The sequence below is a fragment of the Gordonia sp. GN26 genome, assembly GCF_054823965.1.
Map to the genome: position 1 here is coordinate 1 of NZ_JSYC01000017.1, position 23566 is coordinate 23566.

Consider the following 23566-nt stretch of genomic DNA (forward strand, 5'->3'; position numbering starts at 1 on the left):
GGATGACGTTGCCGTGGGTGTCGGCGAGGATCTGTACCTCGATGTGGCGCGGGTTGACCACGGCCTGCTCGAGGAACACCGTCGCGTCGCCGAACGCCGACTCCGCCTCACGCGATGCGGCGGCGATCGACTCGGCCAGGTCGGCACGGTCGTCGACGCGACGCATACCGCGTCCGCCACCGCCGGCGACGGCCTTGACGAATACCGGGAAGTGCATGTCCTCGGCCGCGGCGAGCAGTTCGTCGAGATCCGACGACGGCTCCGAACTCGCCAGCACGGGAATTCCCGCGGCCTTGGCCGCGGCCACCGCGGTGGCCTTGTTGCCGGTCATCTCCAGGATGTCCGCGCTCGGCCCGACGAAGGTGATCCCGGCCTCGGCACAGGCGGCGGCGAGGCCCTGGTTCTCCGACAGGAAGCCGTAGCCGGGGTAGATCGCGTCGGCGCCGCAACGCACCGCTGCAGACACCACTTCCTCGACCGACAGGTATGCGCGCACGGGGTGGCCCGGCAGACCGATCTGATACGACTCGTCGGCCTTCAGGCGATGCACCGAGTTGCGATCCTCGTACGGGTACACCGCGACCGTGCGCGCCCCCAACTCGTAGGCGGCGCGGAACGCACGGATCGCGATCTCACCTCGGTTGGCAACCAGAACCTTGTCGAACATCGGGTGTTCCCTTTTCTCCCGCAGCGGCATTTTCGTCGAATTGTCGCCGGCCCGTTCACTTGACGGACCAATGAAGTACATCACGTGATCCTACTCACGCCGCAACCCACCCCGAGCACCCCCCACGACCTCCCCGACTCGCACCGAAACAGACTGCCGGACAAGGTAACCGGAACAGATTGCGCGGGCGTTGTGTAACGCTCTCACCGCAGGTGGGCAAGGTGAGAGATCACCAGCGCGAAATACGGTCGAATACCGACCGATCGCTCTGTCGAAATTCGCTCGTACCGGAATCCGGATTGCGAATTAATCGGTCCGATTTCCGCAATACGGGTCGGCCTGCCCGTCCCGCGCGGCAGTGACCCACGCCGCAGGCTTTGGCCCGGCGGGTCGCCCACAACTAGCGTCGACCCCGGATCAGTCATGACAGACCGGGAGGTCAACGCCGTGGGCTTCACACGCTTCGTCGCGCTCGGGGATTCGTTCACCGAAGGCGTCGGTGACACGGACCCGACCCGGCCCAACGGTCTGCGTGGCTGGGCCGATCGGGTCGCCGAACAGCTCGCCGCACGGAACGAGGACTTCTCCTACGCGAACCTCGCGATCCGCGGCCGCCTGCTCGACGCCGTGATCGACGAGCAACTCGACAAGGCGATCGCGATGAACCCCGACCTCGTCAGCCTCTACGCCGGCGGCAACGACATCATGCGCCCGTCGATCGATCTCGACGCGCTGCTCGCCCGCTACGACGAGGCCTTGGGCAAGCTGGTCGCCACGGGCGCCACGGTCGTGGTCTTCACCGCCTACGACACCGGCTGGGCACCCGTGTTCCGCAAGCTGCGCGGCCGCATCGCCATCTACAACGAACTGCTCCGCGAGGTCGCCGAACGGCACGGCGTCGTCGTCTTCGATTACTGGCGACTCAAGGGTTACGACGATTACCGCATGTGGGACACCGACCGCCTGCACATGTCTCCGCTGGGCCACACCCGCATGGCCGCCGAGGTCCTCGATCTGCTCAGTGTGGAGCACGACATCACCCCCGTCGAACTCGAGGCCGCCGCCGAGCTGACCCGTCGCGAACAGCGTCGACAGAACGCCGAGTGGGCGCGCACCTTCCTCGGGCCGTGGATCATGCGGCGGGTGCGCGGCATCTCCTCCGGTGACGGCGTGACGCCCCGCTGGCCCGAATTGGTGTCCGGCGCGGATCTGCTCGCCCGCTGAAACCGCTCCGCCCGAAGGTCCCGGGAAGGGACGCAAACGTTCTCTCCCGAGGACGCCGGGATACTCTGGCCGTTCGGAGGTGTGAACCACACATGAGTACGACGGGCCGGATGAACGAGTGACGAGCAGGACCGAGACGAACGGATCGCAGGGCGAGGAGAAGCCGCACCCCGACACCTCCGCGGCGGCGGGCGACGAGCACACGCATCCCCGTGCGGCGGTCGCGGTGCTCTGCCTGGCCGGCATCGTCGTCGCCCTGATGCAGACGATCATCGTCCCGCTCATCCCGCAGCTGCCGACCCTGCTGAAGGCCGACGCGTCCAACACCACCTGGGCCATCACCATCACCCTGCTGGTGGGCGCCGTCGCCACCCCGATCGGCGGCCGGATCGGCGACATGTACGGCAAACGGCTCGCCATCCTGGGCAGCCTCGGCTTCGTCGCACTCGGCTCCGTCGCCTGTGCGCTCGCGACCTCGCTCCCGGTCTTCATCCTCGGGCGCGGACTCCAGGGCCTCGGGTTCGGCATCGTGGCCCTGGGGATCAGTGTCATGCGCGACATCGTCCCGGCGCGCTACCTCGGCTCGGCCGTCGGCACGATGAGCGCCTCCCTCGGCATCGGCGGCGCCCTCGGTCTGCCGTTCGCCGCGGCGATCGCGCAGCACGTCAGCTGGCACGCCCTGTTCTGGTCCTGTGCGGCGGCGTCGACCCTTGCGGCGGTGGGCGTCGCTCTCACCGTCCCGTCGACCACGCCCTCATCGGGCGGGCGCTTCGACTTCCTCGGCGCGATCGGGCTGACCGGCGTGCTGATCTGCCTCCTGCTGCCGCTGTCGAAGGGCGCGGTGTGGGGCTGGGGCAACCCGCTCACCCTCGGTTGCTTCGCCGGGTTCGTGGTGCTGCTCGCCGTCTGGGGATTCGTCGAACTCCGTCGAGACAACCCGCTGATCGATCTCCGAATCCTCGGAGAGCGCCCTCTGCTCCTCACCAACCTGGCCTCGATCGCCACCGGCTTCGCCTTCTACGCGATGCAGCTCATCCCGATCCAGTTGCTCATGGCGCCGACCAACAGTCCCAACGGTTTCGGCTACGACATGGTCCATGCGAGCCTGATCCTCGCGCCGAGCGGTCTGGTGATGTTCGTGTTCTCGCACATCAGCGGACGGATCAACGCCATCTTCGGCGCGCGGATCTCCCTCGCGCTCGGTGGCGTCATCATCGGCGTCGGGTACATCGTCTTCATCGTGGGTCTGACCGGCCCCTGGTCGCTCACCTGGATCCACATGCTGGTCATCGCCTGCTGCATCGGCGCCGGCCTGGGCATCGCCTACTCCGCGATGCCCGCACTCATCATGCAGTCGGTGAGCGTCGAGCAGACCGGCGAGTCGAACGGTGTCAACGCCCTGATGCGGATCATCGGCACCTCCACCGCATCCGCGGTCGTCGGCATGCTCCTGACGTGGTCGATGATCGCCGTCGCCGGCCCCGGTGGTTCGACGATCGCGGTTCCGGCGAGCGACGGCTACCTGTGGGCCGCCGGTATCGCGCTGGCCACCTGTGTGGTCGCCACGGTGGTCGCACTGGCCATCCCGGCGCGGCGCGGACTCACCGAAACCCAGGTGTGACACCGGACCTCGCCGATCGCGGCCACCCGTCTGCAACGACCGGCACATCGAGATGCGCGGACCGTCCGATCCACGTAGCGTGACGCCGTGCCCTCAGCGACGCTCATCGAGAACGCCTCCGTCCTCACCGTCGACGCGCAGCGTCGGGAGCTGCCCCGCGCGTCGGTGCTCATCGAGGGTTCGACGATCGTCGCGGTGTCCACCGAGCCGATCGACGCCGGCGATGCCGTCCGTGTCGACGGCTGCGGATGCGTCCTCACGCCGGGATTGGTGAACACGCATCATCACCTCTACCAGTGGATCACGCGGGGCCTGGCGGCCGATCACACGCTGTTCCAGTGGCTCACCACGCTCTACCCGATCTGGGCCGGGATCGACGAAGAGGCCCTGCATGCCGCCGCCCTGGGCGGGCTGACCCAACTCGCGCTGTCGGGATGTACGACGACCACCGACCACCACTATGTGTTCCCGCGCGAGGGTGGCGATCTACTCGGGGCCGAGATCGCCGCCGCCGGCGAGATCGGGCTGCGTTTCCATCCCACCCGCGGATCGATGGACCTGTCGGAGAAGGACGGCGGACTGCCACCGGACACCGTGGTCCAGACGATCGACGAGATCCTCGCCGCCAGTGCCGATGCCGTTGCGCGGTGGCACGATCCGTCCCGCGACTCGATGCTGCGGATCGCGCTCGCGCCGTGTTCGCCTTTCTCCGTCACCACCGACCTACTTCGCGAATCAGCGATCCTCGCCCGCGAACTCGGCGTCCGCATGCACACGCACCTCGCCGAGTCCGTCGACGAGAACACCTACTGCGCGGAACATTTCGGTTCGACGCCGCTGGAGTACATGGAGTCGGTCGGGTGGGTCGGCCCGGACGTGTGGTTCGCGCACGGGGTGGAGTTCGACGACGCGGCGATCGCTCGCCTGGCCGCCACCTCGACCGGCGTCGCCCACTGCCCCACCTCGAATGCCCGTCTGGGCAACGGGATCTGTCGCACCCGGGATCTCGTCGACGCCGGGGTGCCGGTCGGACTGGGGGTCGACGGGGCGGCGTCGAACGAGTCCGCACGACTGCTCGAGGAGGCGCATCAGGCCGTCCTCATGGCCCGCGCGCGCGGCGGCCCGACTGCGCTGACCACGCGCACCGCTCTCGAACTCGCGACCCGCGGGGGTGCGCGGGTGCTGGGCCGGGAGGACGAGATCGGATCGATCGAACCCGGGAAGCTCGCCGACCTCGTACTGTGGGATCTGTCCACCGTCGCTCACTGCGACATCGACGATCCGGTGGCCGCGCTGGTCCTGGGAGCGATCCCACCGATCAAGGCGTCGTGGGTACAGGGCCGACAGGTGGTCGCCGACGGTGACGTGCTCACCATCGACACCGAACAGATGACCACCGCCGTAGCGACGCAGCACCGCCGCCTGCTCGACAAGGCACGCTGATGGATCTCACCGCCGTCACCCAGTACCGATTCGCGCGTTCTCGCGACGAGGTGTTCCCGGCACCCGGCGAACAACTGGTCGCCGGCGGCACATGGGTCTTCTCCGAACCCCAGCCGGCCACCACCGGTCTCGTCGACCTCAGCGAAATGGGTTGGCAATCGGTCGAAGACCTGCCCGACGGCGGCCTCCGCATCGGCGCCACCTGCACCATCGCCGAACTGGTCGCACTGCCACCGCGCCCGGGTTTCCGCGCCCATCCACTGTTCGCCCAGTGCGCGAACGCCCTTCTCGCGTCGTTCAAGGTCTGGAACATGGCCACGGTCGGCGGCAACATCTGTCGGTCCTTCGCGGCGGCGTCGATGGTCTCCCTCGGCGTCGCGCTCGACGCGACGGCACACATCTGGCATCCCGAGGGCGCCGATCGCGACATCCCGGTCGCCGATCTCGTGATCGGCAACGGCATCAACGTCCTCGGCCCGGGTGAGGTCCTGCGCGCGGTCGACTTCCCCGCGCACGCGCTCGCCGCCGTCACCGGGTTCCGCAAGATCGCGCTGGCCGACCTCGGCCGCTCGGGTGCGGTCGTGACCGGCCGCATCGATCCCGACGGCACCACGGTGTACGGGATCACGGCTGCCACGGAGTGGCCCACGGTGCTGCGGTATCCGAGCCCGCCGACCGCGGACCGGTTGCGTCACGACATCGTCACCGCCCCCGGTTACTACACCGATCCGCTGGGATCGGCAGACTGGCGCCGCGGGGTGTCGGCGGTTCTCGCCGAGGAGATCCGCGTCGAGCTCGACGGGACGGGGTAGGACGATGGAGTTCGAGGTCAACGGCGAGAAGATCGAGGCCGAACCGTCTGCGGGGCAATGCCTTCGGATGCTCCTGCGCCAGCATGCCCACTTCGAGGTGAAGAAGGGTTGCGACGCAGGCGATTGCGGTGCGTGTTCGGTCCTCGTCGACGGACAGCCCGTGCACTCATGCATCTTCCCCGCACAGCGCATCGCGGGGAAGTCGGTGACCACGGTCGCCGGCCTCGGCACCCCCGACGACCTGCACCCGGTACAGCAGTCCTTCGTGGACAACTTCGGCTTCCAGTGCGGGTTCTGCACCGCAGGCATGATCGTCACCGCCTCGACCCTCACCCCGGACGACCTCCCCGACCTGCCGCGTCGGATGAAGGGAAACATCTGCCGCTGCACCGGGTATCGCTCTATCAGGGACGCGATCGGAAACGCCGTGGCGTCCGATGGGCCGCACCCGGGCGGGAGCACGAACGGCGAGAGCAGCGCAGGGGTCGGCACCTCGGTGTGCCCGCCGGCGGCCCGGCGCGTCGTGACCGGCACCGAGGCATACACCTTCGACGTCCCCGTCGAGGGTGCACTGCACATCCACGTACTCGGTTCGCCGCACGCGCATGCACGCATTCTCTCCATCGACACCAGCGACGCGTCCGCCCTCCCCGGCGTCGAGGCGATCCTGACCCACGAAAATGTCTCGACGCCAAGGTTTTCCACGGGGCGCCACCAGAACCGCCTCGAAGATCCGGACGACACACTGGTCTTCGATCCCATCGTGCGTTTCGTCGGGCAACGCGTCGCAGCCGTCGTCGCGGCGACCCCCGGGATCGCCGAACAGGCCGCGGCGCTGATCCGCGTCGACTACGAGGAGCTTCCCGCGGTCTTCGACCCCGAGGAGGCACGCTCCCCCGGGGCCCCGGTTCTCCATCCCGACCGCACCCCGGAAGACCGTGTCGTGGCGGCCGATCAGAACATCGTCGCCACCTTCCACGAAGGGTTCGGCGGCGACGTCGAGGAAGCGCTCGCCGCGTCGTCGACGACCGTGCACGGAACCTGGCGCACCGGGCGGGTCAGCCACGCCCAGTTGGAGACCCACGGTTCGATCGCCTGGACCGATGCCACCGGTCGTCTGGTGGTCCGCACGAGCACACAGGTCCCGTTCCTGGTGCGCGACGAACTCGCGCGACTCCTCGACCTCCCGCCCGAGAAGGTCCGGGTGTTCAGCGGCCGCGTCGGCGGCGGATTCGGCGGCAAACAGGAGATGCTGACCGAGGATCTCGCCGCGGTCGCCACCCTGCGTACCGGCCGACCCTGCGTGTACGAGATGACCCGCACCGACGAGATGACGCGGACGACCTACCGCCACCCCATGCGCGTGACCGTGGATCTCGGCGCCGACGACGACGGCCGGCTCACCGCCCTTCGCGTGGACATGCTCTCCGACACGGGCGCATACGGCAACCACGCGATCGGCGTCATGTTCCATGCGTGCGCCGAATCGGTCTCGGTGTACAACTGCCCGGTCAAGCGGATCGACGCCGAGGCCGTCTACACCAACAACCCGCCGTCGGGCGCCTTCCGCGGGTACGGCCTGGGCCAGGTGATCTTCGCGGTCGAATCGGCGATGGACGAACTCGCGGTCCGACTCGGCATCGACCCCTTCGAACTCCGACGACGCAATGCCGTCTCCGACGGCGATCCGCTCCTCATCGCGCGTCCCGACCCCGAGGTCGACCTGGTAAACGGCAGTTACGGTCTCGACCAGTGCCTCGACCTCGCCGAATCCGCTCTGCGCCGCGGCAACGGCGCCGTCGTCCCGCCCGCCCCGCGATGGCGGGTCGGTGAGGGGATGGCGATCTCCGCGATCGCCACGATGGCCCCGCGCGGTCACTTCGCCGATGTCACGGTCGCCGTCGACTCCGCGGGCATCTACCACGTCGGCGTCGGTACCTGCGAGTTCGGCAACGGTACGACGACGGTGCACACGCAGATCGTCGCCTCGGCGCTGTCGACCGATCCGGGCCGGGTCTCGTTGTGGCACGGGGACACCGACGCCGTCCCACACGACACCGGGGCGTTCGCCTCTGCGGGTACCACCGTCGCCGGAAAAGCTGTGTACGGCGCCTCCCTCGCGCTGCGCGACACGCTCGTCGACGCCGCGCGCCGACTCACCGGCGTCGATGCCGAACGCGTCGAACTGCGTCCGGACGGTGCGGTGGCCGGCGATCGGCTGATCGGATTCCGCGAGCTGATCGACGTGGTCGACGAGCGCCACCGCGTGCGGTACCCGGACGGTCCGCGCGCCGTCGCCATCGGTGAGGAACGGGGCGAGATGCGTTCCATCGCATTCGATGTGCAGGCTTTCCGGGTGGCGGTCGACACCGAGACCGGTACCGTCGCGATCCTGCAGTCGGTCCACGCCTCCGACGCCGGCACCGTGATGAACCCCGAGCAGTGTCGCGGCCAGGTCGAAGGCGGTGTCGCACAGGGTATCGGCGCCGCCCTCTTCGAGGAGATCATGCTCGAGAACGGATCACCTGTGACCAAGGTGTTCCGCACCTATCGTGTCCCCCAGATGGCGGACATCCCGTTCACCGAGGTGTACTTCGCCGAAACCGCCGACCAACTTGGACCTTTCGGCGCGAAGTCGATGTCGGAGTCACCCTTCAACCCGGTGGCGCCCGCACTGGCCAACGCCATCCGTCGGGCCCTCGATGTCCGCCCGTACGAGACGCCCATGTCGAGAGACCGGATCTGGCGTCTCACGCATCCCGAAGCCGTCGAGAAAGAACCGACGTAATGGTGTGACAAACACCCTAAAAATGATTGGTAAACCCGAGTCTCGTTCCCTCACGAGTTGGCGCCCAACTCATTTCATTTGAGAGTTCTTTTCGGGACCAGATATCGAACAGTTCTCCGGAAACCCTGCGAATTCCTCTCGCCGAGTCGCACACTCCTCACTGTCCACAGTCCAGAGGAGGGCGTCATGACACACATTGCACCCGGAGAAGAGCGCGGAACCCTGTCTACCAAGCAGGGAGTCGCCGCGGGGACGTCCATCGGCGCCGCGATCATCCTGATCGTCGTCGGAGTCGTCCAGCTCGCCCAGGGGATCGCCGCGGTCGCCGAAGACGAGGTGTTCATCCGCGGCGTCGAATACGTCTACAAGTTCGATTTCACGACGTGGGGCTGGATTCACATCGTGCTCGGAGCCATCGCCATCATCGTCGGTGCCGGCCTCGTCGGCGGGGCGGGTTGGGCCCGGTTCACCGCCATCGTGATCGCCGGCCTGTCCATCATCGCGAACTTCCTGTGGCTGCCCTATTACCCGTGGTGGTCGATTCTGGTCATCGCACTCGACGTGGTCGTCATCTGGGCCGTCTCGACCTGGAATCCCAGAGCGGAGTACTGACGCCGACCGGCGCTAACCAGTTCATCGCTCGAAACCGCTCTGAGCGCGGTTTCGAGCGATGAAACGCGTAGGTCAGCCGCGCAGGAGTCCCTTGGCGACGTGGGTCACCTGGATCTCGTTGCTGCCGGCATAGATCATGAGCGACTTGGCATCTCGGGCGAGCTGCTCGACCCGGTACTCGGCCATGTAACCGTTGCCGCCGAACAGCTGGACGGCTTCCATCGCGACGTCGGTGGCGGCCTTCGACGAGTAGAGCTTCATCGCCGACGCCTCCGAGAGGCTCAGCGGCTTGCCCGCCTTGCCCCGCTCGATCGCACTGAAGAGCATGTTCTGCACATTGATGCGGGCGATCTCCATCTCGGCGAGCTTGAGCTGGATGAGCTGGAACTGGGCGATCTCCTGGCCCCACAGCTTGCGCGTCTTGGCGTAGTCGATCGACAGGCGCTGGGCCTCGTTGATGATGCCGAGCGAGAGCGCGGCGATTCCGACGCGTTCGGCGGTGAAACCGGCCTTGGCACCTTCGGAACCGCGCGAATCCTGACCGGTGTCCTCGGTCTCGCCGAGCAGACGGTCCTTGCCGACCCGGACGTTGTCGAAGAACAGCTCACCGGTGGGCGAGCTCATCATGCCCATCTTCTTGAACGGCTTGCCCTGTGTGAGGCCCGGCATGCCCTTGTCGAGGACGAAAGACAGCACCTTGCGGTCACGCATGGGGGTGCCGCTGCCGTCGTCGAGCTTCGCGAACACGACGATGGTGTCGGCGTACGGACCGTTGGTGATGAACGTCTTCTGGCCGTTGAGGATGTAGTCGTCACCGTCGCGGCGAACGGTGGTCTTCATGCCGCCGAGGGCGTCGGACCCCGAGTCGGGTTCGGTGATCGCCCAGGCGCCGACCTTCTCCATGGTGACCAGCTCGGGCAGCCAGCGCTTCTTCTGTGCGAGCGTGCCCTTGCCGCGGATCGTCGAGGCGGTCAGGCCCATGCTCACACCGAGCGAGGCGACGAGTCCCAGACACACACCTGCCAGTTCGATGTTGACCATCATGAACATCGAGCCGCTCATACCGCCGCCGTCGCCGGACGATTTCTTCTTCTCCCCGTTGGCCTCTGCCTCGAGTTCCTTCTCGAGCGCGTCCTTGGCCATCGCGTCGACCCCGAAGGTCGAGAGCAGCTTGCGGGTGATGTCGTACGGAGGCAGCACGCCGGACTCGAGCTCGTCGAGATGTGGTCGGATCTCCTTGTCGATGAACGCGCGCAACGCGTCCCGCACCATCAGATCTTCTTCGGACCACTCGAACATCGTCACTCTCCCCAGACAGTGCCCGCCGGGGGCGAACACGTTTCAGTTTTGCCGACTCAACTGTGTCAGGAGTCACTCGCGATGTCTAGGTACGTCCCCGCGGATCTGTTTCTTCAGGGCGAATTCTCAGGGGCCGGCCAGAAGTAGGAGGTCGCCGGCCGGACCTCGACCCGGAAGTACCCCGCGGCGTCGTCACACAGAAGTGCCTGTGCAACAGGCATCGCCACGACGACCGTCGCCACGTCGGCGTTCAGGGTGTTGCGCCGGTCGTGCACCCGCATCACGAACTCCTCGACGCTCTCGCCGCCGTGGGGCCGGGCCGCCGGGTCGGTGAAGAAGACCGCCAGCTCGCGAGGATCGATCTCCTCGGGCGCCGATCCCGCCCAGGTTCCGACGTCGAGCGTGCGGAGTTCCTCGTCGATCTCGGGGCGACCGCCCAGGAGCCGGACGCTCTCGAGTGTCGCGGGTTCCGGCCCACAGAAGGTCAGGGCCCCGACGACCGACGCCGCCAACGCTTCGATGTCGCGGCGACCGCGGTCGTCGAGGGGCGCTTCACCGCCGAAGCGCACCGATCGGTTGGGACCGGTGCGCCCGGCGGTGATGATCTGCATGAATCAAGGCGCTCAGCTCTGGGCGGCGTCGACCGTCCGGGAGGTGGCCGGGCTCTCCGACCGCGCCATCGCGCCGAGGACCAGCGCGAAGGTCACCGTCAGCACCGTCCAGAGGATGACCTGGTTGGTGATCGTGTACACGCGGAAGTCGGCGACGACGTCCGCGGGGAAGCCGGGGAACACGATCTGGCCGGCGTCGTTGCGCACCGGCTCCGGCACCTCGCTGAACGTCGGCAACAGCGCGATGGTGATGCCGACCGCGATCACGTACGCGGCGCCGCCCACCACGGCCGACACCAGTCCGCCGATCCGCGGCCGCAGCCACAGCGCGAGAACGACGGCCACGATCATCAGCACGACCGACACGATGGTGACGGTCAGGAATGCACCCGTCCGTTCCCCGATCGTGTCGTCGTCCCCGACCGCGGGCGGGTTGGCCGGGTAGGCGAAGAACGGCACACCGAAGACGGCGACGAAACCGATCGCCCCGAGGGCCCCGGCGACCGCCCGGGCGTCGACGGCCGGATACCGATTGCCCAGGTGGCTCCACAGCACGGTGAAGGCAACTGCGAAGAACGCCCCCATGCACAGGGCGAACACCAGGTTGCCGACTCCGGCGCCGAGGTTCTCCTGCATCGCGCGGGTGAAGACCTCACCACCCTCGCCGTGTGAATGACCGCCGGCTGCGTGAGCCAGCGCCTCTTCGGCTTCCGAGCGCTCGCCCTCGTAGTCGACGGCCTTCGACACCACGGGTTCGAGATAGAACCGCGCGAAGACGAACGAGATGATTCCGGCGATCAGGCCCGAGAGCAGACCTGCGCCGATGAATTTCTTCTCCATGTGAACTTGTCCCTACCTCTTCGGTCAGGCCGACTCAGTGGCAGGGAAAGCCGAGGAAGTGGCGGGAGTCGTGCACGAACTCGTGCACATAGGTGTTCTCGCCGAACACCGACACGACCCCCTGGTCGTAGCCGAGGAAGTAGTAGGCGAGCCCGGCCAGGAGGACCGTGAGGCTCAGCCAGAGCGCTGCGCTCGCGACCGAGAGATTCGGTACCGCCAGGGCGCGCGGAGAGGGTTTGACTGCTTCGGACGTACGGGGACCCGTCATGGGATTGTCCTTTCGCCGATCTCGCGTCGGAGAGTTGTGGATCAGATACCGCCGGCACGGCATCCTGACTCACGTCTTCTCTGGGGCACCGTCGAATCCCTCGACCGCGTCCCCGAGTCGGCGTTCACAGTGGCGCGACCGTTCCGGATTCTCACCGGATTCCCCGTACAGGCGTGTGTCGACTGTATACCCCGACCTGTCACACATGTGAGACATAGTGGATAGATGCCCCGCCCCTCTGTTCTCGATCGATTCACCGCCCCCACCCGGCGATGGTTCACGGGAGCGTTCACCAAGCCGACCGCAGCCCAGAAGGGCGCCTGGACCTCGATCGCCGACGGAGCGAACACCCTCGTCATCGCCCCGACCGGCTCCGGCAAGACCCTCGCGGCATTCCTGTGGGCGCTCGACCGACTCGCCGCCGACCCCGGTGAGCGCCGTCCGGGCACCAAGGTCGTCTACATCTCGCCGCTCAAGGCCCTCGCCGTCGACGTCGAGCGCAACCTGCGCGCACCGCTCACCGGGATCACGCGCGCGGCGCAGGAACTCAACCTCCCCGAACCGAACATCACGGTCGGCGTCCGCTCCGGCGACACCTCGGCCGCCGACCGCCGCGCGCTGGTGAAGACCCCGCCCGACATCCTGATCACCACGCCGGAGTCGCTGTACCTCATGCTGACCTCCGCGGCACGGGAGAGCCTCACCGACGTGGAGGCGATCATCGTCGACGAGGTCCACGCGGTCGCCGCGACCAAACGCGGCACACACCTCGCACTCACCCTCGAACGCCTCGACGAGCTGCTCGACAAGCCCGCGCAGCGGATCGGACTGTCGGCGACCGTCCGGCCGCCCGAGGTGGTCGCCGGGTTCCTCTCCGGGTCGGCGCCCTGCCAGGTGGTCAAGCCCAAGGCCGACAAGACCTTCGATCTCCGCGTCGACGTGCCGGTCGAGGACATGGCGAACATCCCGCCGGCACCCGGCCCCGAGGGTGCGGACTCCGCCGAGCTCGACGACGCCTTCTCCCCCACGGCCGGGTCGCTGTGGCCGTACGTGGAGGCGTCGATCGTCGACCAGATCGAGGCCAACCGGGCGACCATCGTGTTCGCGAACTCCCGGCGCCTCGCCGAGAAACTGACCGCTCGGCTCAACGAGATCCACGCGGAGCGGCAGGGCGTCACGACCGAGGCCACCGCCAACCCGACGGTCGCGGGTGGGGCTCCCGCCTTCGTGATGGGCAGCGGCGCGAGTTCCGGTGCCGAGGCCGTCCTCGCGCGGGCGCACCACGGCTCGGTGAGCAAGGAGCAGCGCGCGCAGATCGAGGACGACCTCAAGGCCGGTCGCCTGTCCTGCGTCGTGGCGACCAGCTCGCTCGAACTCGGCATCGACATGGGAGCAGTCGATCTGGTGATCCAGGTCGAGGCCCCGCCGTCGGTGGCCAGCGGCCTGCAGCGCATCGGTCGCGCCGGCCACCAGGTCGGCGAGATCAGCCAGGGCATCCTCTACCCCAAACACCGCACCGACCTGCTGCACTGCACGGTCACCGTCGGCCGCATGCTCGACGGCGCGATCGAGGAGATCAAGGTTCCCCAGAACCCCCTCGACATCCTCGCGCAGCAGACCATCGCAGCCGCCGCCGTCGACGATCTCGAGGTCGACCACTGGTACGAGGTCGTGCGCCGCGCGGCGCCCTACCGCGATCTCGGGCGCGGGGTCTTCGACGCGACCCTCGACCTCATCGCCGGGCGCTTCCCCTCCGACGAGTTCGCCGAACTGCGGCCGCGGGTCAACTGGGACCGCGACGCGGGCGTGATCACGGGACGCCGAGGCGCCCAACGACTCGCCGTGACCTCCGGCGGCTCGATCCCCGACCGCGGGCTCTTCGGCGTCTTCATGGTCGGCGAGAAGTCAACGCGCGTAGGCGAACTCGACGAGGAGATGGTCTACGAGTCGCGGGTCGGCGACGTGTTCGCCCTCGGCGCGACCAGCTGGCGCATCGAGGACATCACCCACGACCGCGTCCTGGTGTCGCCGGCTTTCGGGCAACCCGGCCGGCTGCCGTTCTGGATCGGCGACGCCATCGGGCGGCCCGCCGAACTGGGTGCGGCGATCGGTGCGTTCACCGGGGCCATCGCCGATCCCGGCAAGCTCGACACCCATGCCGAACGGTTGGGACTCACCGAGAACGCCCGCACCAACCTCGCCACCCTCATCGCCGAGCAGCGCGAGGCGACCGGTCACCTCCCCACCGACCGGACGCTCGTCGTCGAACGGTTCCGCGACGAACTCGGCGACTGGCGCGTCATCCTGCACTCGCCTTACGGCCTGCGCGTCCACGCGCCGTGGGCGAGCGCCATCTCCCAGCGACTCCTCGCGACGCTGGGCATCGAGGGCGCCACCACCGCGTCCGACGACGGGATCATCCTGCGTCTCCCCGACACCGACGACGCTCCCCCGGGTGCCGACGTATTCCTCCTCGATCCCGACGAGGTCGAGCAGCTCGTCACCGACGGCCTCGCCGACTCGTCGATGTTCGCGTCACGGTTCCGCGAATGTGCCGCTCGCGCACTGCTTCTGCCGCGGCGCGATCCCGGCCGGCGCGCGCCGCTCTGGCAGCAGCGCCAGCGCAGCGCCCAATTGCTCTCCGTCGCATCGAAGTTCCCGGACTTCCCGATCGTGCTCGAGGCGGTTCGCGAGTGCCTGCAGGACGTGTACGACCTCCCGGCACTGCTCGATCTGCTCGGCCGCATCCGGTCACGCCGCATTCGCGTCGTGGAGACCGAGACCCCGAGTCCGTCGCCGTTCGCGGCGTCGCTGCTGTTCGGCTACGTCGGCGCCTTCATGTACGCCGACGACGCTCCACTCGCCGAACGCCGGGCGGCTGCACTGTCCCTCGACACCAGCCTCCTCGCACAACTGCTCGGCCGGGTGGATCTCCGCGAACTGCTCGACCCCGGGGTCATCGCCGAGGTCATCGCCCGCCTGCAACGTCTGTCCCCCGAGCGGCAGGCGCGTGACGCCGAGGACGTGGTCGACCTGCTCCGCTGGCTCGGACCCCTGACCACCGAAGAGGTGGGGGAACGATACCGGGGAGAAGCAGCAGTGGCCGATGTGCTGGCCGACCTGCACCGCAGCGGACAGATCATCTCGATCAACCACAACCGGCGCGCGCTGTGGGCATCTATCGACGACACCGCACGGCTGCGCGACGCCCTCGGGGTCCCGGCGCCGATGGGCATCCCGGCCGCCTACCTCGAGCCGGTACCTGACCCGGTGGGCGATCTCATCGGGCGCTACGCCCGCACCCACGGGCCGTTCACCGTCACCGACGCGGCGGCGTCCCTTGGGATCGCCACCGCGGTCGTCCGCGACACCCTGGCCCGCCTGGCCACGGAACGGCGCGTCGTCGAAGGCGATTTCCTGCCCGAGACCGGCACCGCCGATCCGGCTCAGGGCGCGTCACCGACCACCCAGTGGTGTCACACCGACGTCCTCGGTCAGATCCGGCGCGGGTCGCTCGCGGCGAGCCGGGCCGAGGTCGCGCCGGTCGGCACCGAGGTGCTCACCCGCTTCCTCGTGGAATGGCAGCACGGTTCGCCCGGCACCCAGCTGCGCGGGATCGACGGCGTCGCGACCGTCATCGACCAGTTGGCCGGGTACCCGCTGCCGGCGTCGGCCTGGGAGTCGTTGATCCTGCCCGCGCGTGTCTCCGATTACGCCCCGTCCATGCTCGACGAACTGCTGAGCAGTGGCGAGGTCGTGTGGTCGGGGCACGGCCGCATCGGCAACGCCGACGGCTGGGTGGCCCTGCACCCGGCCGACGTGGCCGCCTTCACCATCGCCGAGGCCGACACGATCGACACCACGACCGTGCACGACGCGATCACCACCGCGCTGCAACCCGGTGGCGCACTGAGGTTCCCGCAGATCGCCGGGGACATCAGCACCGGCACCACGACGCCGGCCGCGGACATCGAGTCGGCGCTCTGGGACCTGGTCTGGGCGGGACAGGTCAGCAACGACACGTTCGCGCCCGTCCGTGCACTGCTGCATCCGCGGCGCAACCCGACGACGCCACGGTCGGCGCCCGCGCACCGCGCCCGGGGTCGGGCACCCCGGCTCCGCGCCGGCCGCCTCTCCGCGCGATACCTGACCGAGCACGCATCCGGACCGCCGGTGTCGCCGACCGCGAGCGGACGCTGGTTCGCGCTGGACCGGTCCGAGATCGACTCGACCATCGCCACGCAGGCCCTGTGCGACCAACTGCTCACGCGGTACGGCGTGATCACGCGGGGCAGCGTCGTCGCCGAGGAGGTGACCGGCGGTTTCGCCCGGGTCTACAAGGCACTCACCGTCTTCGAGGACAACGGCCAGGTCCGCCGCGGCTACTACGTCGACGGTCTCGGCGGCGCACAGTTCGCCTCCCCGGCCACCGTCGACGAGTTGCGGCGTCACGCTCTCCCCGACCGCAAGCCACCGCGCGAGGCGACCATCCTCGCCGCCACCGACCCGGCCAACCCGTACGGTGCGGCGTTGGAGTGGCCACGATCCCGCGACGCCGACGCCGGACACCGCCCGGGCCGTAAGCCGGGTGCCCTGGTGGTGCTCGTCGACGGCGACCTCGTGTGCTTCGTCGAGCGGGGCGGCAAGACGCTGCTGACATTCACCGACTCGATCCCGTCGCTGGAATCCGCCGCCGGTGCGCTGGTGGCCCTGGTACGCGCCGGCCGGATCTCCCGGCTGACGATCGACCAGATCGACTCGGAGCCGGTGCGCGCCACCGATTTCGGCAAGGTTCTCGTCGAGGCCGGTTTCGCCACGACGCCGCGCGGCATCCGACTCCGGTACGGGACCCATGCCTGAGGGCGACACCGTCTTCGCCGCGGCCGCCCGGCTGCGTCAAGGGTTGGCGGGACACACCCTCACCTCGACGCAGTTCCGTATACCGTCGCTGGCGACGTCGGACCTGTCGGGACGGACCGTCGTCTCCGTCCGGTCGCGGGGCAAGCATCTGCTCATCGACGTCGGCGAGAGTGAGCCCGGTGCGGGCGACGCGCTCAGCATCCATTCGCATCTCAAGATGGAAGGTGTCTGGCACGTCCATCGCCGGGGCCAGAAGTGGCGCCGCCCCGCCTATCAGGCGCGCGCCGTCCTCCGCACCGACGACACCGAGGCGGTCGGCTTCGACCTCGGCACGCTCGAACTGCTCGCCGACCCGGACGCTGCCCTCGCCTACATGGGCCCGGACCTGCTGGCCGACGACTTCGACCGCGAGGAGGCGATCCGACGCCTCGCCGCCGACCCGGAGCAGACCATCGGCGCGGCACTCCTCGACCAACGGCTGATGGCCGGCGTCGGCAACGTCTTCCGCAGCGAGATCTGTTATCTCCGTGGCGTTCTCCCTACACGCCCGGTCGGCGAGGTGGATCTCGGTCCGATGGTCGACCTCAGCCGACGCCTGTTGTGGGCCAACCGGATGCGCTCGGCCCGGACGACCACCGGCCAGACGTCACCCAACGGACGAATGTGGGTGTACGGCCGCAAGGGACAACTGTGCCGCCGGTGCGCGACGATCATCAGACGCGGCGAGATCCCGTCGACCGGCGGAGATCGATCCATCTACTGGTGCCCGCGCTGCCAGACCTGACACGCAAACCCACCCTTCCTCGGCAAACCCAGCACCTGCCCGGGTGCTGGGTTTGCCGAAAAAGGGTGGGTTTGCGAAGCGGCGTCAGACGGGATAGCGCTCGGGTTCGGGACCGAACTCGAAGCGGCGCGCGGTGATCTCGTCGACGGCGATCTCCACGTAGTTGTATTTCACCGTCGCGATCCACGGACGCAGGGGCAGCTTGTCGGCCGCCTCGATGTCGCCGAACGACGTCAGGATGCGGGCCGTTCCCTTGGCGACGACGCTCCAGCCACCGGTGTCGGTGTGGGCGTCGGTCTCGAACGCCGCCCGGTCGTTCACGACGAGTTCGGAGAGCTTCGTCCCCTCGCCGGTGCGCAGGGTGATCTTGCCGTCCGCGGCATGATAGTTGACGGGGAAGATATCGGGTGAACCGTTGACGCTCAACGCGATACGACCCAACTCGGCGGAGCCGAGCAGTTCCCACGCCTCGTGCGGGCCGAGGACCTGAACCGGAGTCTCTGTCATGACCAGTCCCTTCTCTCCCCCACTCTCGATCCTGCCGCGGGACAGTGGGATCGAACAGAGACCAACGACCCACCTGTCCGGGACACAATGTCACCGAACCGGTGGGTCCGACGATCTCACTCGGGGACGGGCACCGGTTCCAGGATCTCCGACCGCGCCTCGGGGGCGGCGGCGCGCAGTGCGTCGGCGGAGTCGTCGTCGGGCTGTTGCTGCGAGGCAACCTCGGCCTCGACCCGGGCGATGTAGGTCGCGACCTCGAAGTCGCGTTGTTCGGTGGTCCAGTCCAGGATCGGTGCGAGCAGGTCCGCAACCTCGTCGGCGCAGTCGACGCCGCGGTGTGAGTACTCGATCGCGATGCGGGTCCGCCGGGCCAGGACGTCTTCGAGATGCAGTGCGGCCTCGTCGATCGCGGCGTAGACCACTTCGACGCGCAGGTACTGCGGCGCAGCAGCCAGCGGCGCGAGCAGCGACCTGTCTTCCTGGGCGTAGTAGAGCACGTCGTCGATGAGCGAGCCGTAGCGGTTGAGGAGTCGCCGAATCCGATACGGGTGCAAGCCGTATCGCTGCCCGAGATGCTCGCACTGGTTGATCAGCGCGAAGTAGCCGTCCGCACCGAGCAGCGGCACCCGCTCGGTGATCGACGGCGCCACCCGGGTGGGGATGAAGTCGTTGCACGCGTCGACGGCGTCGGCGGCCATGACCCGGTAGGTGGTGTACTTGCCGCCCGCGATCGACACCAGACCCGGCGCCACGGTGGCCACGGCGTGCTCGCGCGAGAGCTTCGACGTCTCGTCGTCCTCACCCGCCAGCAGCGGTCGCAGGCCGGCGTAGACGCCTTCGATGTCGTCGTGGTTCAGTTTGGTGACCAGCACCTCGTTGACGCGTTCGAGGATGTAGTCGATGTCGGCCCGGGTGGCGGCCGGATGCGCGAGGTCGAGGTTCCAGTCGGTGTCGGTGGTGCCGATGATCCAGTGCGTCTCCCACGGGATGACGAACAGCACCGAGTTGGCCGTGCGCAGGATGATCGCGGTCTCGCTGACGATCCGGTCGCGCGGGACCACGATGTGCACGCCCTTCGACGCGCGCACCTTGAAGTGTCCGCGCTGCTTGGACAATGCCTGCACCTCGTCGGTCCACACTCCGGCGGCGTTGATGACGCAGTGGGCGCGCACCTCGGTGACGTCGCCGTTCTCGGTGTCGCGCACGCGGACCCCGAGGACACGGTCGGATTCGCGGAGGAAACCGGTCACCTGCGTCGAGGTGCGGATGACCGCGCCGTAGTTGGCCGCGGTGCGGGCCACCGTGAGGCTGTGCCGCGCGTCGTCGACAACCGTGTCGTAGTACCGGATTCCGCCGATGAGCGAGCTGCGTTTGAGCGCGGGGGCCACGCGCAGGGCACCCGAGCGGGTCACATGCTTCTGCCCGGGCACCGATTTCGCGCCGCCCATGCGGTCGTAGAGGAAGATTCCCGCCGCGACGTACGGGCGCTCCCAGACCCGCTGCGTCAGCGGATAGAGAAACGGCAGGGGTTTCACCAGGTGCGGGGCCAGCAGTCGCAGCGAGAGCTCGCGCTCCTTGAGTGCCTCACGCACCAGCCCGAATTCGAGTTGCTCCAGGTAGCGCAGGCCGCCGTGGAACATCTTCGACGACCGGCTCGACGTCCCCGAGGCGATGTCGCGGGCCTCGACCAGCGCCACCCGCAGACCGCGCGTGGCGGCGTCGAGTGCGGCACCCACGCCGACCACCCCGCCGCCGATCACGACGACGTCGAACTGTTCCTCACCGAGACGTCGCCACGCTTCGGCTCGGTAGAGCGGGCCCATGTCCGCCGGCCGGTCCGGGTTGAACTCGGTGTTCATGTTCGCCGAGCCTAATTGATCTCGGGCCGCACCACAGCGTGCGACACTGACGGCGTGGGCAGTTCAGGCAAATACGTGGCGGCGATCGACCAGGGCACCACCTCCACCCGGGCGATGATCTTCGACCACAAGGGGCGCGTCGTCGGCGTCGAACAACTCGAACACGAACAGATCTTCCCGCGGGCAGGCTGGGTCGAACACGACGCCGCCGAGATCTGGCGCAACACCCGCCGCGTGGGTGCCGCCGCGCTGGCCTCGGCCGAGCTGACCGCCAAGGACATCGTCGCCTGCGGCATCACCAATCAGCGCGAGACGACGGTGATCTGGGACCGCGAGTCCGGGAAGCCGGTCCACAACGCGATCGTCTGGCAGGACACCCGCACCAGCGACGTGTGCGAAGAACTCGCCGGTGACGTCGGCGTCGACCGCTTCCGCGAACGCACCGGTCTGCCGTTGTCCACCTACTTCGCCGGCCCGAAGGTCCGCTGGCTGCTCGACCACGTCGACGGTCTGCGCGAACGCGCCGAGGCCGGTGAATTGTGCTTCGGCACAATGGATTCCTGGATCGCATGGAACATGACCGGTGGTGTCGACGGCGGGCAGCACGTCACCGACGTCACCAACGCCTCACGCACCATGCTCATGGATCTGCGGACGTTGAGCTGGGATGAGGAGATCTGCGAGGCGATGGGCATCCCGATGTCCATGCTGCCCGAGATCCGCAGCTCGTCCGGCGAATTCGGATCGCTGCGCGGGAACGGCCCACTGCCCGACGTCCCGCTGACCGGCATCCTCGGCGATCAGCAGGCCGCCACCTTCGGTCAGGCCTGCCTGAACCCCGGCGAGGCCAAGAACACCTACGGGACCGGGAACTTCCTGTTGCTCAACACCGGCACCGAGCCGGTGTTCAGCGAGCACGGCCTGCTGACGACGGTCTGCTATCGCATCGGTGACCAGCAGACGCGGTACGCGCTCGAGGGATCGATCGCCGTGACCGGGTCGCTCATCCAGTGGCTGCGCGACAATCTCGGCCTCTTCCCGGTGGCGTCGGATGTCGAGAAGCTCGCCGCGGAGGTCGACGACAACGGCGGCGCGTACTTCGTCCCGGCGTTCTCCGGTCTGTTCGCACCGCGCTGGCGCTCGGATGCCCGCGGCGTGATCGTCGGCCTGACCCGTTTCGTCAACAAGGGCCACCTGGCCCGGGCGGCATTGGAGGCCAGCGCCTTCCAGACCCGCGAGGTAATCGAGGCGATGCAGGCCGACGCCGGCATGGAACTGTCCACACTCAAGGTCGACGGCGGGATGGTGGTCAACGAGCTGCTGATGCAGTTCCAGGCCGACATCCTCGACGTCCCCGTGGTGCGTCCCGTGGTCAACGAGACCACCGCGCTGGGTGCGGCCTACGCCGCCGGCCTGGCCGTGGGGTACTGGGAGAGCGAGGACGAGATCCGCGCCAACTGGGCCGAGGACAAGCGGTGGAAGCCCACGATGGCCGAAGAGGAACGGGACCGCCTGTACGCCGAGTGGAACCGCGCCGTCGACCACAGCTTCGGCCTGGCGTGACCCATGCTTTCGGCGTGACTCAGGCGACGAAGTCGGCGAGGACACCGACGACGCCCGCGCTGCCGCCGAGGGCCGCGGCAGCCTCGTAGGCCGCCTCTCGTAGGGCCGTTCGCGGTGCCTCGGCCGTCGTCGTCACCGACATGGCCGCGAGGACGCAGTCGAGGGCCCGGGCACGCCGGAAGCAGTCGAGCTGGGCGCCGACGTCGCCGCGGCGCTGATGCGCGAACGAGTCGAAGTCATGTTGCGCGGCAACGACTCTCAACGCACCCACGCCCGCCGGGTCGGCGCTGCCCTGCTGGCGCCACTGCCGGATCACGTCGCGGACCTCGGGCGTCGACGCACCCGTCACGTCCATCACCGTCGCGACGAGGAGGTGCAGACACCGGGTGATGTCCTCGTCCGGTACGGCAGAGGCGAGCCGGGCGACACCCCCGGGCAGCCGGTCGACCCGGCTCAACATGTTCGACCCCGCGTGTCCGGCAACGATGTGTCGCCGCCGCCGGTACCCGCGTCGAAGGTGTCCGGCGAACGATCCGGCAGGGTGAGCGCCTCCCCCGGCGCGGGCCGGAAGGCAGGGGTCTCGGACGGGGCCGAAGCCCCTCTGGGAATCCAGTCGCCGATGACCGGCGGCCCGACGAGCGGCAGATCGCCGACGATCTCCGCGCCGTGCTCCCGGTTGTGCAGATAGGGCGCAGCCTTGTGCTGGTCGTCGTTCTCGGCCCCGGGCCGGCGGCCCATCGGCGGCGCGCCGGCCGGGCCCACCGGTGGGGTGATCCCGGCACGCGGTGACGCGGTGCTCGCGGCGGGCGGCGTCGATGCCGCGGGCGTCGCAACCCCCGGCGACGACGGCGACAGTGGGAGCGGCCCGACGACCGGGATCGCCCCTCCGCCGATTCCCGGGCCGGAACCCGCTCCCTCGGAACGGGTTTCGCTCCCGGAACCGGCTCGGCCGGAGCCGGCGAGACCGTGCGGGGCGCTGCCCGGGCTCCCCAGGCCGCCGCGGAGAAGACCGTCGGGGTCGTCGTCGGCGCCGCCACGGCCGGACGAGCCCGACGAGGAAGCCGACAACGGTACCGGGGTGGCCGGGGCGGGTCCGCCGCCCGCCGGGCCCGGAGCCGCACCGTTGGTCGCAACCGGGACCGCGCCACCACCGGATCGGCCGAAGTCCCCGGCGTCGACGGTGTTCGCGGCCTGACCCCGGGGTGCCTCGGAACCCGAACCCGACCCACCTCCGGCGGCGGACACGCCGCCGGAGCCGCGAACCAGATCATCCGGGCCGGTGGGCTCGGGGAGCGAGTGCTGGACCCGTTGCATCGGCGACGAGTACGTACTCGACATGGTGCGGTCCGCCTCGAACCGCACCATCGGTGCGTCCTCGGGATTGTCGCGGAGGTGCTGCTGCAGTTCGCGCAGCCGTCCTTCCTGACCCCGTGTCGCACCGACGATCCCGACCGCGCTGCTCAGTGCCTCGCCGACGACGGTCGCCGTCTCCAGGCTCCGCTGCATGGCGTCGGACAACGACTTCCCCGCCTCGAGAGCGGTGTCGGAGGCACGGCCGCGCAGGTCGTCGTCGAACATCGCCGCCATCCGCTGCGACGCGCGGCGCACCGCGTCGATCGCCTTCAGGATCGTCTCGACGTCACCGGCCGCCTGGCCGGGTTCCATCGTGCGGAGGGTGTCGACGATCTCGTCGATGCCCATGCCGGCCCAGTCGGTTTTTCCACCGCCGAAGGACGGCGCGTTCGAGACGCCCCGGTTGTTCTGGGCGAACGGCCCTGTCACGACAACAGCCCTGTCACGACATCTCC

18 protein-coding genes and 1 riboswitch are annotated in these 23566 nt (G+C 68.7%); of the genes, 9 read left to right on the forward strand and 9 right to left on the reverse strand.

Annotation, left to right across the window (positions count from 1 at the left end; translation table 11 throughout):
* A partial coding sequence (locus tag OK17_RS06110) for a biotin carboxylase N-terminal domain-containing protein (RefSeq protein WP_461416949.1) occupies positions 1-667 on the reverse strand: 667 nt, incomplete at its 3' end.
* 423 nt (positions 668-1090) lie between these two features.
* Between OK17_RS06110 and OK17_RS06115 the strand changes: the two genes are divergently transcribed.
* The 6 genes from OK17_RS06115 (at position 1091) to OK17_RS06140 (ending at position 9167) form a co-directional block, all read left to right on the forward strand.
* Positions 1091-1891: an SGNH/GDSL hydrolase family protein gene (locus tag OK17_RS06115; RefSeq protein ID WP_461416950.1), complete on the forward strand. Its 801-nt coding sequence runs from the start codon at positions 1091-1093 to the stop codon at positions 1889-1891.
* Between the two features lie 118 nt (positions 1892-2009).
* Complete coding sequence (locus OK17_RS06120; RefSeq protein WP_006865901.1) at positions 2010-3512, forward strand: MFS transporter; 1503 nt, start codon at positions 2010-2012, stop codon at positions 3510-3512.
* Positions 3513-3599: 87 nt separating this feature from the next.
* Positions 3600-4955, forward strand: coding sequence for an 8-oxoguanine deaminase (locus tag OK17_RS06125; protein ID WP_461416951.1), 1356 nt, complete (start codon positions 3600-3602; stop codon positions 4953-4955).
* Positions 4955-5767 (forward strand): FAD binding domain-containing protein, encoded by an 813-nt coding sequence (locus OK17_RS06130; protein WP_461416952.1) that lies wholly within the window; start codon positions 4955-4957, stop codon positions 5765-5767. Before OK17_RS06125 ends, OK17_RS06130 begins: the two co-directional genes overlap by 1 nt.
* A 4-nt stretch (positions 5768-5771) precedes the next feature.
* A complete protein-coding gene (locus OK17_RS06135) occupies positions 5772-8555 on the forward strand; it encodes a molybdopterin-dependent oxidoreductase (protein ID WP_461416953.1) in 2784 nt (927 codons plus the stop codon).
* A gap of 186 nt (positions 8556-8741) precedes the next feature.
* Positions 8742-9167, forward strand: coding sequence for a DUF7144 family membrane protein (locus OK17_RS06140; RefSeq protein ID WP_461416954.1), 426 nt, complete (start codon positions 8742-8744; stop codon positions 9165-9167).
* Between the two features lie 72 nt (positions 9168-9239).
* On the opposite strand, the gene OK17_RS06145 is transcribed toward OK17_RS06140, so the two are convergent.
* The 4 genes from OK17_RS06145 to OK17_RS06160 all read right to left on the reverse strand — a co-directional run bounded on the left by OK17_RS06145 (position 9240) and on the right by OK17_RS06160 (position 12185).
* A complete protein-coding gene (locus tag OK17_RS06145; RefSeq protein WP_039880074.1) occupies positions 9240-10466 on the reverse strand; it encodes an acyl-CoA dehydrogenase family protein in 1227 nt (408 codons plus the stop codon).
* Positions 10467-10579: 113 nt separating this feature from the next.
* Positions 10580-11077, reverse strand: coding sequence for a histidine phosphatase family protein (locus tag OK17_RS06150; protein WP_232718752.1), 498 nt, complete (start codon positions 11075-11077; stop codon positions 10580-10582).
* A 12-nt stretch (positions 11078-11089) separates the two neighbouring features.
* On the reverse strand, positions 11090-11917 hold the full coding sequence (locus OK17_RS06155) for a CbtA family protein (RefSeq protein WP_232718754.1): 828 nt from the start codon (positions 11915-11917) through the stop codon (positions 11090-11092).
* Positions 11918-11951: 34 nt separating this feature from the next.
* The gene (locus OK17_RS06160) at positions 11952-12185 is read right to left on the reverse strand and encodes a CbtB domain-containing protein (RefSeq protein ID WP_232718756.1); all 234 of its coding nucleotides are present in this window, start codon (positions 12183-12185) and stop codon (positions 11952-11954) included.
* 36 nt (positions 12186-12221) lie between these two features.
* Positions 12222-12400, reverse strand: a riboswitch (cobalamin riboswitch).
* Positions 12401-12410: 10 nt separating this feature from the next.
* On the opposite strand from OK17_RS06160, the gene OK17_RS06165 reads away from it, so the two are divergent.
* Positions 12411-17045 carry an ATP-dependent helicase gene (locus OK17_RS06165; protein ID WP_461416955.1) on the forward strand — a complete coding sequence of 1545 codons (4635 nt, stop codon included), beginning with the start codon at positions 12411-12413 and terminating at the stop codon, positions 17043-17045.
* Positions 17038-17829: a DNA-formamidopyrimidine glycosylase family protein gene (locus OK17_RS06170; RefSeq protein ID WP_461416956.1), complete on the forward strand. Its 792-nt coding sequence runs from the start codon at positions 17038-17040 to the stop codon at positions 17827-17829. Before OK17_RS06165 ends, OK17_RS06170 begins: the two co-directional genes overlap by 8 nt.
* An 84-nt stretch (positions 17830-17913) precedes the next feature.
* Here the strand turns inward: OK17_RS06170 and OK17_RS06175 are convergent, their stop codons facing one another.
* A complete protein-coding gene (locus tag OK17_RS06175; RefSeq protein WP_232718762.1) occupies positions 17914-18336 on the reverse strand; it encodes a pyridoxamine 5'-phosphate oxidase family protein in 423 nt (140 codons plus the stop codon).
* Between the two features lie 116 nt (positions 18337-18452).
* Positions 18453-20195 (reverse strand): glycerol-3-phosphate dehydrogenase, encoded by a 1743-nt coding sequence (glpD, locus tag OK17_RS06180; RefSeq protein WP_232718763.1) that lies wholly within the window; start codon positions 20193-20195, stop codon positions 18453-18455.
* A 75-nt stretch (positions 20196-20270) separates the two neighbouring features.
* Here glpD and glpK point away from each other — a divergent pair, with 75 nt between their 5' ends.
* Positions 20271-21758: a glycerol kinase GlpK gene (gene glpK / locus OK17_RS06185; protein WP_461417005.1), complete on the forward strand. Its 1488-nt coding sequence runs from the start codon at positions 20271-20273 to the stop codon at positions 21756-21758.
* Between the two features lie 19 nt (positions 21759-21777).
* On the opposite strand, the gene OK17_RS06190 is transcribed toward glpK, so the two are convergent.
* Positions 21778-22218 carry a hypothetical protein gene (locus tag OK17_RS06190; protein ID WP_232718764.1) on the reverse strand — a complete coding sequence of 147 codons (441 nt, stop codon included), beginning with the start codon at positions 22216-22218 and terminating at the stop codon, positions 21778-21780.
* Positions 22212-23540: a hypothetical protein gene (locus OK17_RS06195; RefSeq protein WP_461416957.1), complete on the reverse strand. Its 1329-nt coding sequence runs from the start codon at positions 23538-23540 to the stop codon at positions 22212-22214. Before OK17_RS06195 ends, OK17_RS06190 begins: the two co-directional genes overlap by 7 nt.
* Between the last annotated feature and the right edge of the window lie 26 nt (positions 23541-23566).

What these genes read in the sequence shown, in the direction of transcription:
- OK17_RS06115 (WP_461416950.1), top strand. Translation starts at nt 1,091, where the DNA reads ATGACAGACCGGGAGGTCAACGCCGTGGGCTTCACACGCTTCGTCGCG.
- OK17_RS06130 (WP_461416952.1), top strand. Translation starts at nt 4,955, where the DNA reads ATGGATCTCACCGCCGTCACCCAGTACCGATTCGCGCGTTCTCGCGAC.
- OK17_RS06135 (WP_461416953.1), top strand. Translation starts at nt 5,772, where the DNA reads ATGGAGTTCGAGGTCAACGGCGAGAAGATCGAGGCCGAACCGTCTGCG.
- OK17_RS06140 (WP_461416954.1), top strand. Translation starts at nt 8,742, where the DNA reads ATGACACACATTGCACCCGGAGAAGAGCGCGGAACCCTGTCTACCAAG.
- OK17_RS06145 (WP_039880074.1), bottom strand. Translation starts at nt 10,466, where the DNA reads ATGTTCGAGTGGTCCGAAGAAGATCTGATGGTGCGGGACGCGTTGCGC.
- OK17_RS06150 (WP_232718752.1), bottom strand. Translation starts at nt 11,077, where the DNA reads ATGCAGATCATCACCGCCGGGCGCACCGGTCCCAACCGATCGGTGCGC.
- OK17_RS06155 (WP_232718754.1), bottom strand. Translation starts at nt 11,917, where the DNA reads ATGGAGAAGAAATTCATCGGCGCAGGTCTGCTCTCGGGCCTGATCGCC.
- OK17_RS06160 (WP_232718756.1), bottom strand. Translation starts at nt 12,185, where the DNA reads ATGACGGGTCCCCGTACGTCCGAAGCAGTCAAACCCTCTCCGCGCGCC.
- OK17_RS06165 (WP_461416955.1), top strand. Translation starts at nt 12,411, where the DNA reads ATGCCCCGCCCCTCTGTTCTCGATCGATTCACCGCCCCCACCCGGCGA.
- OK17_RS06170 (WP_461416956.1), top strand. Translation starts at nt 17,038, where the DNA reads ATGCCTGAGGGCGACACCGTCTTCGCCGCGGCCGCCCGGCTGCGTCAA.
- OK17_RS06175 (WP_232718762.1), bottom strand. Translation starts at nt 18,336, where the DNA reads ATGACAGAGACTCCGGTTCAGGTCCTCGGCCCGCACGAGGCGTGGGAA.
- glpD (WP_232718763.1), bottom strand. Translation starts at nt 20,195, where the DNA reads ATGAACACCGAGTTCAACCCGGACCGGCCGGCGGACATGGGCCCGCTC.
- OK17_RS06190 (WP_232718764.1), bottom strand. Translation starts at nt 22,218, where the DNA reads ATGTTGAGCCGGGTCGACCGGCTGCCCGGGGGTGTCGCCCGGCTCGCC.